The organism is uncultured Roseobacter sp. (genome assembly GCF_947493125.1).
GTDB lineage: Bacteria > Pseudomonadota > Alphaproteobacteria > Rhodobacterales > Rhodobacteraceae > Roseobacter.
Genome location: NZ_CANLQB010000005.1, coordinates 12,254 through 32,096 on the forward strand (window position 1 = coordinate 12,254; position 19,843 = coordinate 32,096).

Annotated in this window: 17 protein-coding genes and 1 tRNA gene; 7 read left to right on the forward strand and 11 right to left on the reverse strand. The window is 61.1% G+C overall.

Going from position 1 to position 19,843, the window contains the following annotated elements:
* Window positions 1–307 precede the first annotated feature (307 nt).
* Window positions 308–1,351 (reverse strand): substrate-binding domain-containing protein, encoded by a 1,044-nt coding sequence (locus Q1A71_RS11540; RefSeq protein WP_299675805.1) that lies wholly within the window; start codon window positions 1,349–1,351, stop codon window positions 308–310.
* A gap of 105 nt (window positions 1,352–1,456) precedes the next feature.
* Between Q1A71_RS11540 and Q1A71_RS11545 the strand changes: the two genes are divergently transcribed.
* From Q1A71_RS11545 to Q1A71_RS11565, 5 genes are read left to right on the forward strand one after another with little or no spacing between them, the layout of a single operon-like run.
* Window positions 1,457–2,986, forward strand: a complete 1,530-nt coding sequence (locus tag Q1A71_RS11545; protein ID WP_299675808.1) for a tripartite tricarboxylate transporter permease — start codon at window positions 1,457–1,459, stop codon at window positions 2,984–2,986.
* On the forward strand, window positions 2,983–3,447 hold the full coding sequence (locus Q1A71_RS11550) for a tripartite tricarboxylate transporter TctB family protein (RefSeq protein WP_299675811.1): 465 nt from the start codon (window positions 2,983–2,985) through the stop codon (window positions 3,445–3,447). Before Q1A71_RS11545 ends, Q1A71_RS11550 begins: the two co-directional genes overlap by 4 nt.
* A 38-nt stretch (window positions 3,448–3,485) precedes the next feature.
* Window positions 3,486–4,454 carry a tripartite tricarboxylate transporter substrate binding protein gene (locus Q1A71_RS11555; RefSeq protein ID WP_299675814.1) on the forward strand — a complete coding sequence of 323 codons (969 nt, stop codon included), beginning with the start codon at window positions 3,486–3,488 and terminating at the stop codon, window positions 4,452–4,454.
* A gap of 60 nt (window positions 4,455–4,514) precedes the next feature.
* Window positions 4,515–5,918, forward strand: a complete 1,404-nt coding sequence (locus Q1A71_RS11560) for an aldehyde dehydrogenase family protein (protein WP_299675817.1) — start codon at window positions 4,515–4,517, stop codon at window positions 5,916–5,918.
* On the forward strand, window positions 5,915–7,408 hold the full coding sequence (locus tag Q1A71_RS11565) for an AMP-binding protein (RefSeq protein ID WP_299675820.1): 1,494 nt from the start codon (window positions 5,915–5,917) through the stop codon (window positions 7,406–7,408). Before Q1A71_RS11560 ends, Q1A71_RS11565 begins: the two co-directional genes overlap by 4 nt.
* Window positions 7,409–7,459: 51 nt before the next feature.
* Here Q1A71_RS11565 and Q1A71_RS11570 read toward each other — a convergent pair whose 3' ends face one another.
* Both Q1A71_RS11570 and Q1A71_RS11575 read right to left on the reverse strand, forming a co-directional pair.
* A complete protein-coding gene (locus tag Q1A71_RS11570; protein WP_299675823.1) occupies window positions 7,460–8,557 on the reverse strand; it encodes a transporter substrate-binding domain-containing protein in 1,098 nt (365 codons plus the stop codon).
* A gap of 1 nt (window position 8,558) precedes the next feature.
* Entirely contained in the window at window positions 8,559–10,130 is a 1,572-nt protein-coding gene (locus tag Q1A71_RS11575; protein ID WP_299675826.1) for a hypothetical protein, read from the reverse strand.
* Between the two features lie 679 nt (window positions 10,131–10,809).
* Here Q1A71_RS11575 and Q1A71_RS11580 point away from each other — a divergent pair.
* The gene (locus Q1A71_RS11580) at window positions 10,810–11,568 is read left to right on the forward strand and encodes a phosphoribosylaminoimidazolesuccinocarboxamide synthase (protein WP_299675829.1); all 759 of its coding nucleotides are present in this window, start codon (window positions 10,810–10,812) and stop codon (window positions 11,566–11,568) included.
* Here Q1A71_RS11580 and Q1A71_RS11585 read toward each other — a convergent pair.
* The 5 genes from Q1A71_RS11585 to Q1A71_RS11605 all read right to left on the reverse strand — a co-directional run bounded on the left by Q1A71_RS11585 (window position 11,565) and on the right by Q1A71_RS11605 (window position 14,329).
* On the reverse strand, window positions 11,565–11,780 hold the full coding sequence (locus Q1A71_RS11585) for a hypothetical protein (protein WP_299675832.1): 216 nt from the start codon (window positions 11,778–11,780) through the stop codon (window positions 11,565–11,567). The two genes, Q1A71_RS11580 and Q1A71_RS11585, sit on opposite strands and share 4 nt — an antisense overlap.
* Window positions 11,781–11,851: 71 nt before the next feature.
* Window positions 11,852–12,475, reverse strand: coding sequence for a hypothetical protein (locus Q1A71_RS11590; RefSeq protein WP_299675835.1), 624 nt, complete (start codon window positions 12,473–12,475; stop codon window positions 11,852–11,854).
* Window positions 12,472–13,050, reverse strand: coding sequence for a hypothetical protein (locus Q1A71_RS11595; RefSeq protein ID WP_299675838.1), 579 nt, complete (start codon window positions 13,048–13,050; stop codon window positions 12,472–12,474). The genes Q1A71_RS11590 and Q1A71_RS11595 overlap by 4 nt, the downstream gene beginning before the upstream one ends.
* A 51-nt stretch (window positions 13,051–13,101) precedes the next feature.
* Window positions 13,102–14,007: a hypothetical protein gene (locus Q1A71_RS11600; RefSeq protein ID WP_299675841.1), complete on the reverse strand. Its 906-nt coding sequence runs from the start codon at window positions 14,005–14,007 to the stop codon at window positions 13,102–13,104.
* A 235-nt stretch (window positions 14,008–14,242) separates the two neighbouring features.
* A tRNA-Lys gene (locus Q1A71_RS11605) sits at window positions 14,243–14,329 on the reverse strand.
* A 342-nt stretch (window positions 14,330–14,671) separates the two neighbouring features.
* Between Q1A71_RS11605 and Q1A71_RS11610 the strand changes: the two genes are divergently transcribed.
* Window positions 14,672–14,848 (forward strand): hypothetical protein, encoded by a 177-nt coding sequence (locus Q1A71_RS11610; protein WP_299675844.1) that lies wholly within the window; start codon window positions 14,672–14,674, stop codon window positions 14,846–14,848.
* A gap of 615 nt (window positions 14,849–15,463) precedes the next feature.
* On the opposite strand, the gene Q1A71_RS11615 is transcribed toward Q1A71_RS11610, so the two are convergent.
* Genes Q1A71_RS11615 through Q1A71_RS11625 form a run of 3 tightly spaced genes read right to left on the reverse strand, consistent with a single transcriptional unit; the run spans window position 15,464 to window position 19,822 of the window.
* Window positions 15,464–16,255, reverse strand: coding sequence for a hypothetical protein (locus Q1A71_RS11615; RefSeq protein WP_299675847.1), 792 nt, complete (start codon window positions 16,253–16,255; stop codon window positions 15,464–15,466).
* Window positions 16,255–17,637, reverse strand: a complete 1,383-nt coding sequence (locus Q1A71_RS11620; RefSeq protein ID WP_299675850.1) for an HlyD family type I secretion periplasmic adaptor subunit — start codon at window positions 17,635–17,637, stop codon at window positions 16,255–16,257. Before Q1A71_RS11620 ends, Q1A71_RS11615 begins: the two co-directional genes overlap by 1 nt.
* Window positions 17,630–19,822 carry a peptidase domain-containing ABC transporter gene (locus Q1A71_RS11625; RefSeq protein WP_299675852.1) on the reverse strand — a complete coding sequence of 731 codons (2,193 nt, stop codon included), beginning with the start codon at window positions 19,820–19,822 and terminating at the stop codon, window positions 17,630–17,632. The genes Q1A71_RS11620 and Q1A71_RS11625 overlap by 8 nt, the downstream gene beginning before the upstream one ends.
* Between the last annotated feature and the right edge of the window lie 21 nt (window positions 19,823–19,843).

Here is a 19,843-nt window from a genome sequence, read left to right on the forward strand (position 1 = left end):
CTCAACCCTGACCGCAGGACATCGCCCGATGAACTGAAACTCACCTGTGCCAAACCTTCTGAAGTGCAAGTGGTTTGGTGGCCCCGAGCAGTTGGAGTCGTGCCGCGCCCCCATGCCCGGCGACGCGCCGCGTGCTGGATTGCCGCTGCTTCAGCCAGGCCTTTTCACCAAACGACGTGATATCTGACTTGGTCTAAACAGGCCCGAGCGATGGTCTTTTGCGCGGAGATCGGAGTGGTGGCAAACCGTATTTGGCCAGCACTCTATGGGTTCAAAGGACTTGCGTCTGGCAGACGACGCGATTTCGTCAAGGCGTCCGCATAGAGCTTGCGCGCGGCCGATCGCTGGACTGTCTTTGGATGAGCTCGGGAGCGCAATGTAGGCTGGTTTGCGGAGCGCTGTCTGGCGCGATGATCATCGAAACCAGAGCGCGCGCAGTCTCGGCGCCAATGCGGCGTGCTGGGAGGCGAACGGTGGTGAGTGGAGGCTCGATGTCCGATGATCCCTTGAAGTCTCCAATACCGACAACTGTTATATCAGAAGGCACCCGTATTCCGCATGCGACCGCCCCGTAAAGGGCGCCACTGGCAAGAATATCGTTTCCACAAATGAGCGCGGTCGGCCTATCGCGTTGTGACAGCAGTGCCATCATGTCCCGCTTTGAATCTGAGATGCTATAGACCGTGGTGAACATCCAGGCGGGCGGGACAGCCACGCCGGCGTTTCCCAACGTCCGCAGTACGATCTCGCGCCTCGCGAACGCTCGATCATTTCCTGCAGTCGGGGGAAACATACAGGCCACGTGCCGATGGCCCAGCGACAGCACGTGTTCCGCGATCATACGGCCTGCCAGTTCATTGTCCGCGCCTATGGACGGGTAACAGGTGGTGTCGTCGTAGTTCCACATCAGCACGCAGGGAATCTCTTGGCTGTCGAGGAGCTGGAAAACCGCATCGTCATGTTCGAGGCCCGTTAGGACGACCCCGTCGACGCGATGCTCTAGGAATTTGCGCAGGATCGCGTATTCGCGTTGCAGGTCATAACCGTGCGAAGCCAGCAGGATGGTGAAGCCGTGCTCAGAGACGGCTTCAGAGAACGCTTGCACCACTTCCGCAAAGATCGTGTGGTCGAGCGTGGGCACCAGAACGCCAATGGTGCCCGAGCGAATGCCGTGGATGGTCTGGGCCGCGCGATTGCGAATATATCCGGTGCGCCGAACCGCGGCGTCGATCCTCTTGCGAGTCGCAGGTGTGACCAAATTGGGATGATTGAAGGCGCGTGAAACGGTGGACGCCGAGACTTTGGCCGCTTTTGCAACGGCAACAATGTCCGCTTTTTTACTTTTCTTCACAACCGGTTAATCTCCAAATTCGGGTATTTCATGAAAACATTTGCAAAACTATTTTCATGGCTTAGCGTTTAGGGTCAAGCCTGAGTTTGGGAGGAGGAAGGCGCGGTGGACTTTCTGTTCTACATGGGTGACGTGTTCATGCCCATGAATTTCGCGTTGCTGCTTTTGGGCACTGTCGGGGGGCTGATCCTTGGCGCAACTCCGGGCCTTTCGCCGACCATGGCAGTCGCTCTGTTGATCCCTTTCACCTTCCAGTTGGAGCCGCAGCAGGGGCTGATTCTGTTGGGCGCGGCCTATACCTCTACCGTGGCTGGTGGTGCCGTCAGTGCCATTCTGCTGAAGATACCCGGCGCGCCGGCCAATATTGCGACAACGCTGGACGGGCACACCATGGCGACCAAGGGCGAGGGGGCCAAGGCGTTGCAGTTGTCTTTCCTGGCCTCCGCCGTGGGCGGTCTTTTCGGGGTGTTTCTGCTGATCTTCCTGACACCGGTTCTTGCGCAATGGGCGCTGGCTTTCGGACCCTCCCACCTCTTCTGGCTGGCCATTCTGGGCGTGACCGTCATTGGCACGTTGGACTCAAGTTCGGTGGTCAAGGGGTTGTTGTCGGGTTGTATCGGTTTGTGGCTGGCCACGATTGGGTTCGACGACATCATGGGGGCGCAGCGTTTCATCTTTCATCCGGCGGTCAGCGGCGGGATCAACGTGATCCCCGCCCTCATCGGGCTGTTCGCGATCCCTCAGATCATCACCATGCTGACCAAGGGCCGGAGCCGTTCGGATGCAGAAGTGATCAAGGTCCGGCGCCATCCGATCCGGCTGGCCTTTGTCGAGGTGTTTCGCCGAAAGACTGCATTGGCGATCGGGACGATCACCGGCTCGGTCATTGGACTGATCCCGGGGGTAGGCGGGCAAATCGCCGGGCTGGTGGCCTATGATCAGTCCAAGAAGTTCAGCAAGGAGGGCGAGAAGTTTGGCACGGGTCACAGTGAGGGCGTGATCGCTGCCGAAAGTGCCAACAACGCGATGGTTGGCCCTTCGCTGGTACCGCTGCTCACGCTGTCGATACCGGGTTCGCCGACGGCGGCAGTGCTGTTAGGGGGATTGCTGATTCACGGGATCTTTCCGGGGCCGGACCTGTTCATGAATTACCCAGAGGTCGCCTGGACTTTCATCGACAGTATGTTGATCGGACAGATCTTGATGTGTGTCTTCGGGCTCTACATCGCGGGGTTTGCCGCCAGTGTCGCGCGTGTACCGCACGGGGTGATGGCGGCCGTAGTGCTGGGATTGGCGGTTTTCGGCAGCTATTCGGTGCAGAATTCCATGGGTGACGTCTACGTGATGGCGACGTTGGGTGTCGCCATGTACTTTCTGGAACGCTTTGGTTTTTCGGCGGCGCCTCTCGTGCTGGGGCTCATCCTCGGCCCGATTGCCGAAGCAAACTTCATTCAGGGCGCCATGATCGCCAATGCCACGGTTGGCCTGGGCAGCTATTTCTTCACCGGTTGGCTGAATTGGCTGCTGATCCTCATCGTGGTGGCTTCGGTCAGCTATTCCGTTTGGATGGAGATTGCGCACCGTCGTTATACGACCAAGGAGGATGCGGTCGCAAAGGAGGAGGCACTGTCATGACCGATCTGCCGCGCAGCCAGCATATCATTGCGTCCGGTTTGATCGCCGCTGTCGGCCTGACCGTCGCGGCCATCAGCTTCACACAGGAGCCGGCGGATGCCTTCGTCTTTCCGCGCCTGATCTCCAGCGTCTTTGCCGTGCTGGCGATCTGGACCTTCGGGAAGGCGGTCCTCGGGCGCAGCAAGGTCGGCAACGGGCTCAGCGCCCAGGCCATGCGCAACCTTTTGCCAGGGCTGATGGTGATGGGCATCTATGTCTACTGGGCGGCAAAGGCGCTTGGGTTCTACACCTCAACCACCATCGCCTTTTTTGTACTGTTGTCGCTCTATGACCCGGCACCGCATGGGCGCCTTGGCACATGGCTTAAGCGGGCGGCGATCACGGCCGGCTTCATGGCTGTGATCTACGGGCTCTTTGCGCTTTTGCTGAATGTGTTCACGCCAAAAGAAATCTTATTCTGAACCGCAATGGCGGCAGATGTAACCTTAGGGAGAAGACTATGAAGAACTGGATTGCAGGAGCCGCAGTGGCCATGGCGGCGCTGACCGGCAGTGCCTATGCCGAGGAACTTGGCGACTACCCGGAGCGCCCGCTGATGTTGATGGTCAGCTACGGTGCGGGCGGCGCGACCGATTTTCAGGCGCGCATCGTGACCATGACCGCGGGGAACGAAGACGCGCTGGGTATGCCGATGGCTATCGTCAACAAACCTGGCGCCGGTGGCCGTGTCGGCTGGAACTGGTTTGCCACGCAGGCCGAACCGGACGGCTACACGCTGGGCGCGTATAACATCCCTCACTTCATTGCCCAGTCGATTGAAGGTGGCGTTGAGTATTCCGCAGACAGTTTCGAGCCCATTGCCAACTGGGGTGCTGATCCAGCGGTGTTTGTCGTCGGCGCGGAGAGCCCTTTCAACTCCATGGATGACGTCATCGCTTTCGCGAAGGAAAACCCTGGCGGGCTGACGTTTTCGGGTGCTGGTCTGTTCGTCGGCCACCACATCGCCGCGTTGCAACTGGAGCAGGCTGCCGGTGTGAAAATGGCTTACATCCCCAATAACGCAGGTGGTGCCGGTGCGATGCGGGCTGTGATCGCCGGTGAAGTCATGGGTGGGGTGAACAATCTGTCTGACGCCTTTCGGGCTCAGGAAGCTGGAAATGTGAAGGTTTTGGGTGTCTTTGATCTGGATCGCAATGATTTCTTGCCTGACGTGCCGACGCTGAAAGAGCAGGGGTACAACATCGACAATGCAAGCGTGAACTTCCGCGGTGTCATGGTGCCCAAGGGAACGCCGCAGCCGATCATTGATCATCTGGCAGCAACCGTACCTACGATGTTCGAGAACGGCCGCGTGCAGAGCCGGATGAAGGCCGGTGGCTCCCCGATGCACATCATGACGCGTGACGAGGTTCTTGAGATGTGGGCCGCGCGCCAGGAAACACTCGAGAAACTGTTGGCTGGTCTTTGAGCCACCATCGCCTGCGGCGCCGCATTAGACGGCGCTGCCCTTTGCCAAAGGACGACACTCATGACTGCTGCTGATCCTCTTGCTCAGGTTGATGCCATCGTGGCGCGCGCGCGCGCGGCGCAGATCCACCTGGAGACGACGGGGTCGCAGCAGGTCTATAACCGGGCCGCCCAGGCGGCAGCTTGGGCGATCATGGAGCCCGCACACAACCGGCATTTGGCCGAGTTGGCGGTTGAGACCACCGGCCTCGGCAATGTTGAGGATAAGATCACCAAGAACCATCGCAAGACGCTGGGTTTGATGCGCGACATTCGCTGTGCCAAGACCTACGGTATTGTCCGCGACGATCCAGCTGTGGGCATCACCGAGATTGCGCGCCCAATGGGCGTGATTGGCGCGGTGGTACCGTCGACCAACCCCGGTGCCACGCCTGCGAACAACATCATCAACGCCCTGAAGTGCGGTAACGCCATCGTGGTGTCCCCTTCGCCCAAGGGAGTGCCCACCTGCGCGGCGCTGCTCGGCTATGTGCATGCGGAGTTTGACAAGATTGGTCTCGACCGGAACCTTGTTCAAATGATCCCCGGGCGCGGCTCCAAGGAAACGACGCAGCGTCTTCTCGAGATCAGCGATCTGATCGTCGTGACGGGAAGCCAGAACAACGTCAGACGCGCCTACACCTCTGGTACGCCCGCGCTGGCAGTCGGGGCTGGCAACGTCACGGTGATCGTGGATGAAACTGCGGACCTGGCGGCCGCAGCGGAGAAGATCAAGGCCTCCAAGACGTTCGACAATGCCACCTCCTGTTCGTCCGAAAACGCGGTTGTGGTGGTGGATGCGATCTACGACGCGTTCGTCGCGGAGATGGGTCGAACCGGCGGTGCGCTGATCCGGGATGAAAAGAAGGTGACCAGCAAGCTCTGGATTGATGGGCATCTGAATCCGCAGGCGATTGCCCAGGACGCAGATGCGCTGATTGCAGCGCTGGACCTGACCGGTGAGGTGCCGGCCGGGACCACCTATCTGGCGGTGGAGACTGGCGGTATTGGCCCTGATCACCCGCTTTCGGGTGAAAAGCTGAGCCGCGTGCTCGCGCTCTACCGTGCCCGAGATTTTGACGACGCCGTCGATATCACGCGAAGGATACAGGGCTATCAAGGGGCCGGACACTCGGTGGGTCTGCACTCGGCAGAGCAGGACCGCTCGCTGGTCCTGGCCCGGACCATTCCAACCAGTCGGGTCATTGTAAACCAGGCGCATACCTTCGCCACCGGCGGCTCTTTCACCAATGGGATGCCGTTCTCGCTCTCCATGGGGTGCGGATCCTGGGGCGGCAATTCGATCGACACCAACCTGCATTGGCGGCATTTTTTCCAGACAACCAAGATCGTGCGGGAGATCCCTGCCGATGAGCCCTCTATGGATGACATTTTCGCCGGCTACTGGCGCGAGATCGGAAGATGATCTTCGACCAGAAGACCCCACCCAAGGGAACCATACGCGATTGGTTGGACGCGCGGGCGTCACAAGATGATGTTGCGGTGATGTTCCCCGAGACAGGTGAGGTATTGACCTGGCGCGCACTGCGGGATCAGGCGCGCGAGATGGCGAGCGGATTGGCAGCACTCGGTATCGAAAAGGGCGAGAGCGTGGCCATCGTGCATCCCAACGGGAAGGACGGGGTGTTGGCGGTCTACGCCACGCTGTACGGTGGGTTTCGCGCCACGATGATCAATCTCGCGGCTGGGTCGGATGCCATCGGCTATGCGCTCGAGCATAGCGCCGCAAGATTTGCGTTCGTGCATCAAAGCCAGCTGGGACATGTGGTACAGGTTGCGCCTGCGAGGTTGCAGATCCTCATCCCGGACCATCTGAGGGGTGCCCAGCCCCTGCCCGAAGTGGAGCCCGCAGATCATGCGCTGCTGATGTATACCTCGGGCACGACCGGACGTCCCAAGGGTGTGGTTCACACGCACGCAAGCTTGTTGGCCGGCGGCTGGACGACTGCGATTGCACACCGGCTTTCACCGCAGGACCGCGGATTTTGCGTGTTGCCGATCTATCATATCAATGGTCTCTGTGTGACGATGATGGGCGCCTTGGTGTCGGGTAGCTCGCTGGCGATGACAGAACGGTTTTCGGCCTCGCGCTTCTGGGCGCAGGCAGAGGCAGCCCGGATCACCTGGTTCTCGGTTGTCCCCACAATCATCAGTCACCTCTTGCATAGCGAAGCCGATCCCGCACCGGCCCTGAAGGCCTGTCTCAGGTTTGGTCGATCCGCCTCGTCTGCGCTGGCGGTAGAGACGCAAACGGCCTTCGAGGACCGGTTCGGAGTTCCGATCATCGAAACCATGGGCCTGACGGAAACCGCCGCTCAGATCCTTTCGAACCCGCTGCCACCGGGTGTCCGCAAGATCGGATCTCCGGGGGTCGGATTCGGCAATGAGATCCGCATTCTGACATCCGATCTGCGCCCGGCGCCACCGCTTCAAGAAGGAGAGATCGCAGTGCGCGGCCCGAACGTCATGCTGGAGTACCTGCGCAACCCCGAGGCAACGAGGCAGAGCTTTGCGGGGGACTGGCTTCGCACGGGCGATCTGGGTCATATCGATGCGGACGGCTATGTCTTTGTGACGGGCCGACTGAAGGAACTGATCATCAAAGGCGGCGAGAACATCGCTCCGCGCGAAATAGACGAGGTACTCTATTCCCAACCCGACATTGTTGAGGCTGCAGCCTTCGCACGCCCGTGCGAGACATACGGTGAAACGGTCGAGGCGGCCATCGCTGTGAGACCGGGATCTCGATTGTCAGAAGAAGCACTGATTGCGCTGTGCCGCCAACGACTTGGGGCGTTCAAATCTCCTGAGTGCATCCACTTCATGAAAGAGCTCCCGAAGGGGCCATCGGGTAAGATTCAACGTCTCAAGCTTGCGGAACTCCTGCATGCCTGACGTCGAGTTGTTCCGGCGCGCTTGTCTGGCATGTAGTGGAGAAAGACGGGTTTAATGTGCTCCCGCCACAACGCTCCAAAAAAACAGATCAAGGGAACGAGATATCTTGGTCCGGTCGAAGTTGTCGGCGAAACTGCGCACGAGGATCGAGTTGTGGCCCTTGTTGATCTCGATCGACAACTGGCGCAGGAAGGCCAGTGCCAAGCGATCAGTGTGGTCCATTACATCAGAGATGTGAACGAAGATCCCGTAGCGTTCTTCTGAAAAGACCTGCGGGTTGATCCTGACGTCGCAGTCCGGCATCTCCTCGGCGATCACAGCATCCAATGCACGCGCGACGATTTCGAGATCTCCGACGGAATAGTAGACTTCATTTTGACAAAGCGCCCGTGCCAGCGCCCTGTGGTTTGCATACTCTCGCACAGCCACGGCGCTTGAGATTTCATCCGTGGTTCGACCAGACGCCGTGTATGAGGCGAGCCGCACAGGATCGATTCCAAAGTTCTGTGCTGCACTTGCGCATCGATCCAGACTGTTGGCGTCGTCTTGCGACAGTGTCACTTTCTCTGGGTCGGGGTGAGCCCGTACGACACGGGAGAAGGTCTCGCCAAATCCAAACTCCTCCGCAATAAGCTGCACTGCGCGGCGGGCTGTAGTGCCTTCGACTATTCCCACGACCGGGCCGATACAAGGCCAGTGTCCTGCCCACTGCCGCAGGTTCGACTGCGCGACCCCAACACCAGAGAGAAAGACGGGTGATGATACCATGACAGTCGGTGCACGCAGCCTCGACTGGTCGATTGTGGCCGGATCACAAAGAACGTCGATATCTCCGGACTGCAGAGCCGTGAACCGGTTTTTTGCTTCCAGCTCCTCAAAGCGTACGGTGAAATGCCTCGTTTTCTGCATCTCAGCGATCACCTCGGTGCAGATGTTCACGATGTATCCAGTAAAGACCTTGCCGGGCACATCTGACGGTGCGTCTTCAGTGTCTCTGCCCTCGCTACGCGGCACAGTCAGATAGGAAAACGGCGGCGCGTCGGCCCTGACCCCGATTGTTAGATCTGCCGCGCTGGTTGGGTCAGGCTGAAAACAAAGCAGTCCGGCAAGGGCCAAAGCGTAGACGGCTGAGGGGCGAAATAGGCACATATCAGCCTCCGTTCTGCTGGCCGCGAAATGGTGTGGTAACCGCGGAAAACACCAGTTTCACCGAGTTTTTCTCGGCGATCTCGGCGGCTCCGGCGTAGAGGGTCAGAAAGACGGCGAAGGGCAGGGTGATCATGATCGCCATGTCCCCCAAGGTCACTCCGGATCCCGGGGGCGCCATTCCGAAGAGGCTTGCCGCAAGTGTGGCGACCATCCACAGAAAGATCGACGCAATCAAGGCCGCGCCTGCCGTCACATACCAGCGCATCTGATTGTGCTGATCTGCCAAGAAGAGTATCGCGCAGGCTGCGACGAACGACATGAAGAGGACGCGCGGCAGTTGCCCGATTTCGGCGCTCAAGAACCGACCGCTGGCCTCGATCATCGCGTTGAAGTCACCGCTCATCCCATGGCGCATGACGCCCTCCGCTCCCAGGCACGTTACGATGCCGTAAAGCAGTGTGGCGCACGAAGCTGGAATGATCGCGAGCGTTGCATAGTCCCAAAACGGGATCTGCCCGGGTTCTCTGGGAGGCCAGGCGCCCTGATCGACCTTCAGATGCCGAAACAGAATGGTCAGAAAAGCGAGCAGGATCAGGGCGGGGATCAATGGGATCATCATTTCGGCCGAGATATTGCGCGCAATCTCCGCTCGGTCGACGAGGCCCGGATCGATACTCATCAGGGCCATGCGCTCCACGATCAGATAGCTGAAAACCGCGCCAAAAACACTTGCCAGTGAAATGTCATGCAAAGACTGTGCGGTCTTGTCTTCCGTTATGCGCTCAATAATCGCGGCACTTGGCGTGCCTTCGAGCGCTTCGGGTATTTTGCGTGACCGAATGGCGTAAAGAGCGAACAGGCACTGCATGGAGCTTGTCAGTTCCATCGCTTCTTCGTGCAGTTCGTTGATCGCCTTCTCGTCCATCGAAAGCTCGCGGATTGTAGCTCGAATGCGGTTATAACGACTGCTCATATGCTCGATACGCGCCAGCGGTGTGTCATCAGTGAAGAGCTGACGAAAGGCGCTGCGTTGTGGTCCGATGATCGGTCCTTGTAACAGATCAATGCAGCGCAGAGCGCCCTCAATACTCTGCACCGTGCCATCCATGATCGGATCGTGCTTGTTCTCCCTCTGTTTCTGCAGAAAGGCCTGAAGCAGCGGTGTCTGGCCTGTGGCGCTGTATTTCGTGTAGTTCAGTTCCTCGAGTGATTGCAGCACGCGATAGATGTTGCGCGGCACCCCGGCAAAGAAGTAGGCGATGCCACGCAGCTTGCGTTCGACGACCTGGAATGTCGGGGAAGTGGCGCCAACCGTGATGGCCATAGCGAGCCAGAACGGCAGGCTCTTTGGATCACTCAGGGGCGTCGCGTCGCCAGTCTGGTCTCCCGGATTGACGATCGAGCGCGCGAGATGGCTTGTGCCACCCGAGACCGCATCGGTTTGCGTTCCACTCGCCAGAAAGACGGACACCATCTCTGGAGAGATGAGTATGACCACGTAAAGGAGCGCGAACATCAACATGTATATCGCGCGTCCACGCCAATTCTCCGCATCGGTTGTGAGCGCAGTCATGCGCACGTTTTCCAACTCTTTTCGCGAAGGTTGATTGTTTGATTTCAGGTTGTCGACGGCGTCTGCTGTTGAATACTGGGTATACGCTTCAAACAGCAAAATGATACCGCCCAGGCCAATGGCCCAGATTGCATAACTATCCACGATTATGGGTCTCCGTCTAATCCAACCGCGATACCCGCGGCGCAAACATCAAAAGGCTACTACCAGTCGCAATTCTGATATTTGGGATTGCAGGATGTGTTTGCGGATGCTGTCGCCGCGTTCGTGATCAAGAATAATGCCGCTGCAGCAAAGAGAACAAAGCTGATACTACGCATGGGTTTTGGGCCCCCAATAAAGTCAAAAAGATTTAATCAATGAAAACAAATTAGCATCAAATCACGATTCGCGCAACTTTATGGCGAAGTGTGATCCGTCAATGGTGCTCTGTGGTCCTTTGTTGGGGCGGGAGCGAAGCCAGCAATCTCGCAGCAGCTGCGCCAAACCGGAGGTCATGAGCCTTGCCTCCACCGGAAAATCTGCGGTTTTGCGAAACACTGCAGATGATCGCAAAGCAAATGCGCTGCATCTTGCCGCTGCCGGAGAGTTCAGCCGTGTTGAACTTGCCGTGCTGGTGGCTTGCCCACTAAGGCTGGCCAGGAGTTATCTCGACCATCAGACCCGGGAAGGATCGTTTATGGACGATGAGCAGATGACGCATGAGGACATTCGTGTTTTCAAAATGACAGCAGATGGCCCCATCGTTGAAACGTCGGATGGCGTCATCAAATACCCCAGCCTTGAGATGCGGACTTTGCCCGGCAAGGCCGCTCTCGCGACGGCCATATCGGTTCATCTGCATGAGTTTCTGCGTCAGAACGGTGTGAACACCCACTTTGCGGACCGTAAAGGGACACACGCCCAACTGGTGTTTGAAACGGTACAGCTCCCGTTTGACCTGCTGCTGCGCAACACAGCGCGCGGGGATTTGGTGTCGGACTTCGGTCTGGCGGAGGGACACCGGCTGATCCCACCTCTCGTAGAGTTCTTCGTGCGTCCTGATAGCCGCAACAAGACCCCCACGCGCGTGTCCGAAAGCCATCTCCTCGCCTTTGATCTTATCGATCCTGAAGACATCGGCGTCGTTGTGGATATGGCCCTACGGATCAACGACCTGCTCACTGGCGCCTTCTTCGGCATCGGCGTCCGGCTTGATGATGTCCGCATGGAGTTCGGCGCGCATTTCGTCGAGGGTGGCCCGGTGCCGGTGATTATGCTGGTCTCCGAGCTCAGCCCGGATGTGATGTGCCTGCAGGATCAGCATAGCGGTGATCCGCTTGATCACCGCCTGGCTTTCGCGGGCGCGGGCGATGGCCTGCGCGGCTACACAGAAATCATGCGCCGCTTCGATCTCGATTCCGCAAGCGCAGTGCTGGCCCGCCAGGACGCGGTCTAGCCCCAGAGGGCCTTGAGCAGCGCATCGAGGCCCAGTGCGGCGCCGATAGCAACCACCAACCAAGGCGCGGCATCCTGTTTTTCGCGTCTTTGAGGAATGCCCGGATGCCCGCGCCACTCCAGACCCGCATAGATCGTCCCCAAAATCATGATGATCAGCACCAGGATCATGTCCAGTTCCGGTCCGGTCAGCCAGATGTTGACGACCCACATGATGCTCAGAAGGGTCCCTATGACGAGTCTGGGGAGAGGACGTAAGATCCACCGAACGAAACGGTCAAACATCACGCCTGCATCCCCTGCTCGTAGTTGATCAACAGCAGCATCTTGACCAGAAACCCCTGTCGCTGTTTGTGGAAGGCGCCCAGGAACTTTCTGAGCGTTCGCAGGGCCTCGCGCCCAAAGTCACGGACCAGAGGCAGCAGCGGAATGTGATCCACATCAATCATAGATCCCATTCCGATCAACTGGTACATCATCCCGCTGGTGCGATCGTTGTTCGACCACCACTTCAGCGTCGGCACCCGATCCTGGCACAGAGATCCGATCAGCGCCGCGGTATCCTTGCAGATCTCATAGCTGAAATCCGTCAGATAATACTCGCTATCTGGGTGCAGATAGAGGTCACAGTGGTTGATGATGAAGTGCTCCAGCTCATCCGCATTGAATCGCTCAGGCGTGCGGACAAACCCATCGGTGGCCAGAAAATGCATCAGCTTGCCGGCACGCTCCGGCATCTGCACCACCGAGGCCTCTAATAGCGCCTCTGCCCCCTCAGACGTCAGCGTCCACTGGGTGTAGCCGTCCCAGTCAAAGTCGATCAGGGAATACTCGGGCGCATTGCTAGATGTGCCTTTCGGCTGCGCTGTTGGACGGGCGCTATGCGGTCGTTTCGCATCCGACGTCAAACCTGCGCCTCCGCCTTATAGCTGACAAGCAGCAAGAGCTTGGTCAGAAACCCACGCCTCTGCTTGCGGAAGGCGCCGAGGAACTTTCTGCGAGTTCGAAGTGCCTCGCGCCCAAAGTCACAGACCAGAGGCAGAAGCGGAATGTGGTCCCCATCGATCACCGAATTCATTCCGATCGACTGGTACATCGTGCCGCTGTTCCAGTCCTGGTTCAGCGACCACTTCAGCTTCGGCACTCGATCCTGGCAGAGAGACCCGATCAGCGCCGCGGTATCCTTGCAGATCTCATAGCTGAAATCCGTCAGGTAATACTCTTGATCCTTCGGGTGCAGATAGAGGTCGCAGTGGTTGATGATGAACCTCTCCAGGTTGTCCAATTCATCCGCATCGAAGCGCTCCCGTGTGCGGATGAACCCCTCGGTGCCTAGAAAATGCATCAGCTTGCCTGCACGCTCCGGCATCTGCGCCACCCAGGTTTCCAATAGCGCTTCCGCCGCTTCAGGGCTCAGGGCCCATTGATGATAGGGATCCCAATCGAAATCGATCAGATAGTATTCAGGGGCTTCAACGCTCATAACCTGCGCTCTCCCGACATTGCTTTGAGCCCCGCGCCCATACGACTTCCGCTAAAGCCCCAACAGCCCGCCCAGCCGGCCGCTGGAGGACGTCCGGGTCTCCACCGGCGTCGAGAGACCGGTCGGGGCGACCAGCGAGCCGCTGCGCAACGGGCTACGTGACCCTGACCACACCTCGGCGGGCGGTGCTTCGCGGTTGAAGAGGTTCCCGACCGAAGAGGTGAGTGAATTCCAACCCGACGACACCGCCGAGGCCGCATCCGATGTGCGTTGCCCGACATAGGAATTCGCCACATAATCCGCCGCCTGCGTCGCCGTGCGGCCGACAAACCGCGCGCCGGTGTCCACACCGCGCAGCGTCGCCCCGATCACCGGTTCCGCCCGGGCGACCTGGCGGTTGACCCAGCGGTCTACGGGGGTGTCTTCATAGGCGGTCCCTGCCGCCACAGCCGCGCCGGCACCAACCGCAAAGGCACCGGGCCCTGTCCAGGTCGTTGCAGTTCCGGCGGCAAGCCCTGAGCCACCAGCGACCACCACATTGTCAGCGCGCTGCGCAGCGGCGGTGACGCCTGCGGTCCAGCGTTCATGCCAGGGGGCCGAGGCGGGCGTGTTCGTGCCGGCCACAACGCCATGCACCAGCGGGTCTGCCACCACCAGAGCCCGACCGCCCCAGCGCAAGGCCTGGTTGCCCATCGCCGACCAGTTCGGCCCGTGGTTCACGACAATTGAGCCTGCATTGGGTCCGGAGGTCGCGGGCGTCATTGGACGCCCATTTGCATCAACGAAACTGAACCCCTGCTGGGTTGCAGGAGGCTGCACCACCGTCGTATTGCCAAGCCTTGGACGGCCCAGCTCAAAGGTCACCGAATTCACCCCGAACGGCTGCCCAGTCCGCACCATCGTTGCGCCATTCTGCAACGAGCTTGCATAGTTGCGCAGCTGTGGAGTCATTTGCACTCTGGCCACCGCCTTCCGCTCTCCGAGGTCGATGTATCCAGTGCGATCTGGTGTTGTTGTGTAGCTATCCGGAAAAAATCCGGTCGCCCCAGTTGCACCACGGGGCAGGCTGTTGCTGTAGGCGGTGGTGAACTTGCGCTGTTCAAATGGTCGGTCAAGCCCCCTGTTCTGGAACTGTGTTCCAAACTGGTTATTGCGCACCACTGTTGGGGTTGCGCGGTTTTGCGCGTAGTTCTGCAGACCGGCGAGACTTGAACTCACGCCCACGTAAGAGGCCAAGTGGCCCGCCATATTCGCCGCATTCACCGTTGGCCCCGGCTGCCCGGTCATTTCATAAGACAGCTCCAACCCGGCCTGGCTCGCCGCCTGACGGCGCTGCCGATCGGCGGCATAGCGCGCAGCGTAACTCTCGGACGGGGCCGCCCGTGAGGGATAGCTCGCGCGGCTGCGCTTCAGTGTGGTCTGCGAGGGCGATGTGAACCGCGAGGCATTGGCCCGCGTCACCGCCGGGCTGGCCGTGCGCGTGGTGCCGGTGCCGGAGGGGCTCATCGCCGAGGTATAGCGCGAGACATTCGCGCGGGTGACGGGCGTCTCACGGGTCGTTGCCGCGGGGGTCCCGCTGCTGTCGGGCCGTCTCTGAAGCGAGGAGGTGTAGCGCGATGCCGTGGCCCGGGTTACGGGGCTCGAGGCGGCGCTGCTCGACGGTGTGCTCGAACCGCTGTCACCCGACGGTGTCCGCGCGGTCTGCGCAAAGGTCGTCGGGCGCGACACCGGGCGGCTTGGGCTGTTGTCATTGTCGCGACCCGATGAGCTTGGGATTTTGCGCGTTGACGAGGTATAGCGCGACGCGGTCGAGCGGGTCAGGCTCGCCGGTGTGGCGCGGCTGGACTCGTCCCCGCCCGACGAATACGAGCGCGTCGTGGTTGAGGGCGATGAATAGGACCGCGCCGTGCTCGAGGGTGTGCTGCTGCGGCTCGTGGCGGTCGAGGACGGGCTGCTGCTGATCGAGGGTGTCGTCACGCGCGAGGATGTGTAGCGCGACACGGTGGACCGCGATACGCTGCTCGGGCTCGAATAAGAGGTGCGCGTTGTGGTGGAAGAGGGGCTGGTGCTCATCGACGAGGTGTACCGCGAAGCCTCGGCGCGCGACAGGCTGCCGGTGCTGGCCGTGGTCGTCGAGGACGGCGTTGTCGCCATCGACGAGGTATAACGGGAGGCCTGGGCCCGCGACATGCTTCCCGATGACGAAGACGGGGAGGAGCTTGACCGCGACCCGCTGCCACAAAAGGCATCGAAACCGGACGCCGGGTTGCGCAGCGCCCGCGCACTGCCCACGGTGACTTCCGCCAGATCACGCCCCAGGTCGGCGGCAATCGCCGCCCGCAACTCGGGCGATATCGATCCGCCCCGCAGGACCCGCTCGCCAAATTTCACATGGATCGGAAGCATTGTCGCGTTAAGCGCCGTCATCGTCACATCCCTCACTATGCATCAAAATGTCCGCGGTCTGGTTAGCACCCTCATCTTCAACCGAGGGTCGCTTTTTGAAGATCGCGCCCACGCGAGCGAAACCTTGCCTGTTAAGCAGTTTTTCCGCCCGATCTCCGCTCAAACCGGTGGAGACCGAAAGGCAAATCTCGCGCACATCGCAGGTCATCGCCCAGACCTCGAAGGCGCAGACCAGCTTGCGCGCAAGCCTGAGGCTGCGCGCGGCGGGGTAGACGTAAAACAGGTCGTCATTGGCGACGCGCGCCTCGGAAAAGAAGTAGGGGCTGACATAGCCAAAAAGCGCGCCCTGTAGCTGGCCGCCGCGCTTGTGCAGGAAAATCCGATGGGTCGCGGGCGCGCCCAGATACATCTCGATATGCGCCCGCATCACCTCTTCGGAAAAGGGGATATCGCGATAGATCGTCTCGCCATGCATGGCCCGGCAGAGCGCGAGCAGCGGGTCGATATCGCCCGGTTCCGCGAGCCCCAATCCATCGCTGAACCCCCGCGCGCCCAGTTCCAGCTCACCGCCCAAGCCGACCACCGGGCCCTCGCCCAGCTCCGCCGCCAGTGCGGCCCGCGTCTGCTCCGACAGGGCCTCGGTCGGCACCACCAGATCGCCCGGCTGCGCCGCCGCGATATAGGCATCCTCGGCGTGAGCGGGCCCGTTTTGGCCCAGCAGGTTGGCCTCCCGCGCGGCAATCGCATCCTGCATCCCGGAGCCGCCGCGCGTGATCAGATTGGGCCGCACGCGCCGCATCAGTTCGGCTCCCTCAGGCTCTCATCCAGCGCGCGGTGGAACGGGTCGGTCAGATACGACAGCACCGTGCGATCCCCGATCCGGATTTCGGCCGTGGTGGTGATCCCGGGCACCAGCCGGAACCCCTCGGGCAGGTTGCGCAGCTGGTTCTCGGTGATCGCTACCCGCACCCGGTAATAGACCTCGGTACGTCCGTTCATCTCGCGCTGAAACGCATCGGGGCTGATCGAGGTCAGCTCGCCGCGCAGCGTGCCGTGACGCTGGAACGGGAAGGGGTCGAGCTTGGCGCGCACCGCCTGGCCCAGATGCACCCAGCCGATGTCCTCCGCGCTCAGCTCCAGCTCGATGTCGAGCCCCTCATCGGTGGGCACCAGCGTGAAGAGCACCTCCGCCGTCTCCACCACCGAGCCCACGGATTTCTGCGTTACATCCATGATCACCCCGTCCGTCTCGGCGTAAAACGCGTCGAACTCGGCCACCCGGTTGGCCTTGCGGATCTCGAATTGCAGCTGCTCCAGCTCGTTCTTCACCTCCAGCCGCCGGTCCTCGACCTCCGTCGCGCGTGATGACAGGTATTGCAGCCGCTCGTTCTCCACCACGCGCTGCTGGCGGCGATAGCCTTCCGCCTCTTCGATCTTCTCGCGCTGCTGCGCCTTCAGCTTCTCGACCTCGGTCTCCGCCTCCTGCTGGGTGATCTGCGAGCCTGCGTTGCGCGCCACCAGCCGCGCGGCGGTCTCCAGCTTGGTCTCTGCAAGGGTCAGTGCCGCGACGATCTGCGCCTCCTGCGCCGCCGCGACCGCCGCCTGCGAGTCGAGTGTCTTCAGCCGCGCTGCAAACCCCTCGAGCGCCGCCGCCTTCTCCAGCTCACGCGTTTGAAACAGCGCCGCCTGCTGCGCTACCGCATCGCGCCCCGCTACCTCGGGCGCAAACCTTTCTCCCGCACTTTCCGCCTCCAGCCGGGCCAGCTCCGCGCTCAGCAAAGCCGCGCGGGCCTGCAACTGCCCCTGATCCGCCTCCGTCAGCGTGGGGTCGAGCGAGGCGATGATATCGCCCTTCTGCACCACGTCGCCCGCCCGCACGTCCAGCGTCCGGATCACCGACGGGCGATAGGGCTGCTTCACGATGGTGCGCGACTGGCTCACCAGCTTGCCGCGCGCGCTCACCGTCCGGTCGATCTCGGCCCACCAGGCCCAGAGCAGCGCGGCGGCAATCACCGCCAGGATCGTATAGAGCGCCACCCGCGCCGCCCCCGGCACCCGGCGCAGCTCCACCTCCACCGCATCCGGTTGAAAGTCCAGCGCGCGGCGGTCCACAGCCGCGCGCGGGCGGCCCTCCTGCCGGACCAGCTCCGCCGTCCGTCGATATCCGAACCGGTCAGCCATCGACCACCCCCACCGCGTTGCGCATCTGGATGTCGCACATGCGCTGGAAGGTGGGCGAGAACTCCGGCCCATCCGCGTCCAGCAGCGCCGCGCGCGGCGCAAAGGCCTCGATCCGCCCCTTGTTCATCACCATGATCCGCCCCGCCATATGCAGCGTCGACAGCCGATGCGCGATGATCAACATGGTGCGCCCATCGGCGATCTGGCCGAGGTTCTCCTGGATGATCGTCTCCGACTCCACGTCGAGCGCCGAGGTCGCCTCGTCAAAGATCAAGAGCCGCGGGTCCCGCAGCAGCGCCCGCGCAATCGCCAGCCGCTGGCGCTGCCCGCCCGACAGGTTCGTGGCGTTCTCCTCCAGCAGCGTGTCATAGCCCGTGGGCATCTCCTCGATAAATCCCGCCGCGCCCGCCAGCCGGGCCGCGCGTTTCACATCCTCCAGCGAGGCCGAGGCCTGCGTCAGCGCGATGTTCTCGCGCACGGTGCCGCGAAACAGGAAATTCTCCTGCAGCACGATCCCCACCGACTGCCGCAGATGCGCCAGATCAATCTCGCGGATATCCGTGCCATTGAGCACGATGCGCCCGTCATTCGGCGCGTAAAGCCCCTGCACCAGCCGCGCCAGCGTCGACTTGCCCGAGCCGCTCTCGCCCACGATCCCGATCACCTCGCCCTCGCGGATGTGAAACGACACATCCGTGAGCGCCGGGCGCTCGGCGCCGTCATAGAAGAAGCGCACCTCCTCGAATGTAATCTCGCCGGTGATCCGCGGTGTGGCCGCCTGCGACTGGCTGCCCGTCTCCGGCTTGGCGTTCATGATCGTGCCCAGCATCTTCACCGCCAGCCGTGCGCGCTGGTACTCGTGGATCATCCGCACGATCTTGATCAGCGGCTGGCTGACATAGCCCGACAGCATGTTGAAGGCGATCAGCTTGCCCACGGTCAGCTCGCCCTGAAACACCATATGTGCGCCCAGAAACAGCACCGCGACGGCCATCAGCTGCTCCAGCGTCTCCACCGTGCTCTCGGCAATGGTGCCGAGCTTGTTCACCCGGAAATGCGTGCGCACCGACTGGGCCGAGCTGGTGTCCCAGACCCGGTTGCGCCGCGGCTCCAGCGCCAGGCTCTTGATGGTGGAAATCCCGTGGATGCTCTCGACGAGCAGCGATTGTCGCTCGCCCTCCGCCGCATAGAGCCGCGTCAGCGCGCTATAAAGCGGGCGCAGCATACCCGCGATCACCAGCGCGATCAGGATCGAGAAGCCCAGCACCACCAGCCCCAGTTGCCAGGAATAGAGAAACAGAAGCGGCAGAAACACCAAAAGCGCCGTGGAATCGAGCAGTGTTTCCAACACGTTCCCGGTCAGGAACTGGCGGATCTCGTCGGTCTGCTGCATGTGTTTCGTCAGCACTCCGGCCGTCGCCCGGTGAAAGAACGACAGCGGCAGCCGAACCAGATGCCCGAAGGTACGCGTGGCCGTGCGCATGTCGATCTTCGAGGTGGCAAAGGCCAGTAGATAGTCCCGCAGGAAGTTGAAAATCCCCTGAAACAGCAGGATGATCACCACCGCCACCGCCAGCACGTTCAGCGTCTGGAAGCTCTCGTGCACCAGCACCTTGTCCACCGTGATCTGAAAGAACAGCGGCACCGCCAGCGCGGTCACATGGATCATCAGGGCAATCACGATGATCTCGGTGAAAATCCTCTTCTGCCGTGCCGCCTCGCGCACGAACCAGCCCAGATTGAACGCCCCGCTGCCCTCCGGATCGTCCCGCGCGGGCCGAAAGAGATAGACAGTCCCGTTCCAGCCCGCCTTCAGATCCTCCAGCAGAACAGGCTCGTGCAGATACTGGTTGGTCGCCGCGTCCTTGCGCACCACCAGCAGCATTTCCTGCCCCGTTTCCGGGTCCACCTCAAAGCCCGACGCGAGGAAGGTTTCGCCCGATTTCAGGACCAGAAGTGCCGGGTAGGCATGCCCCAGCCCGCGCAGCTTCTGCCAGCTCAACCGCTTCGCCGCGACATCCAGCTTGAGGTCCTGCGCGATCCGCAGAAACCGCATCTCGCTCAGCGCCGCCTCCGAAATCGAGTAGTCATGGACCAGCCGCTGCCGGTCGATCTGCACCCCATGATACCGCGCAATCTCAACAAGATGATCCAGCGCGCGCAGGTCAATCCCAGAAGCTGCCATGGTCCCCCAAAACTGGAGATT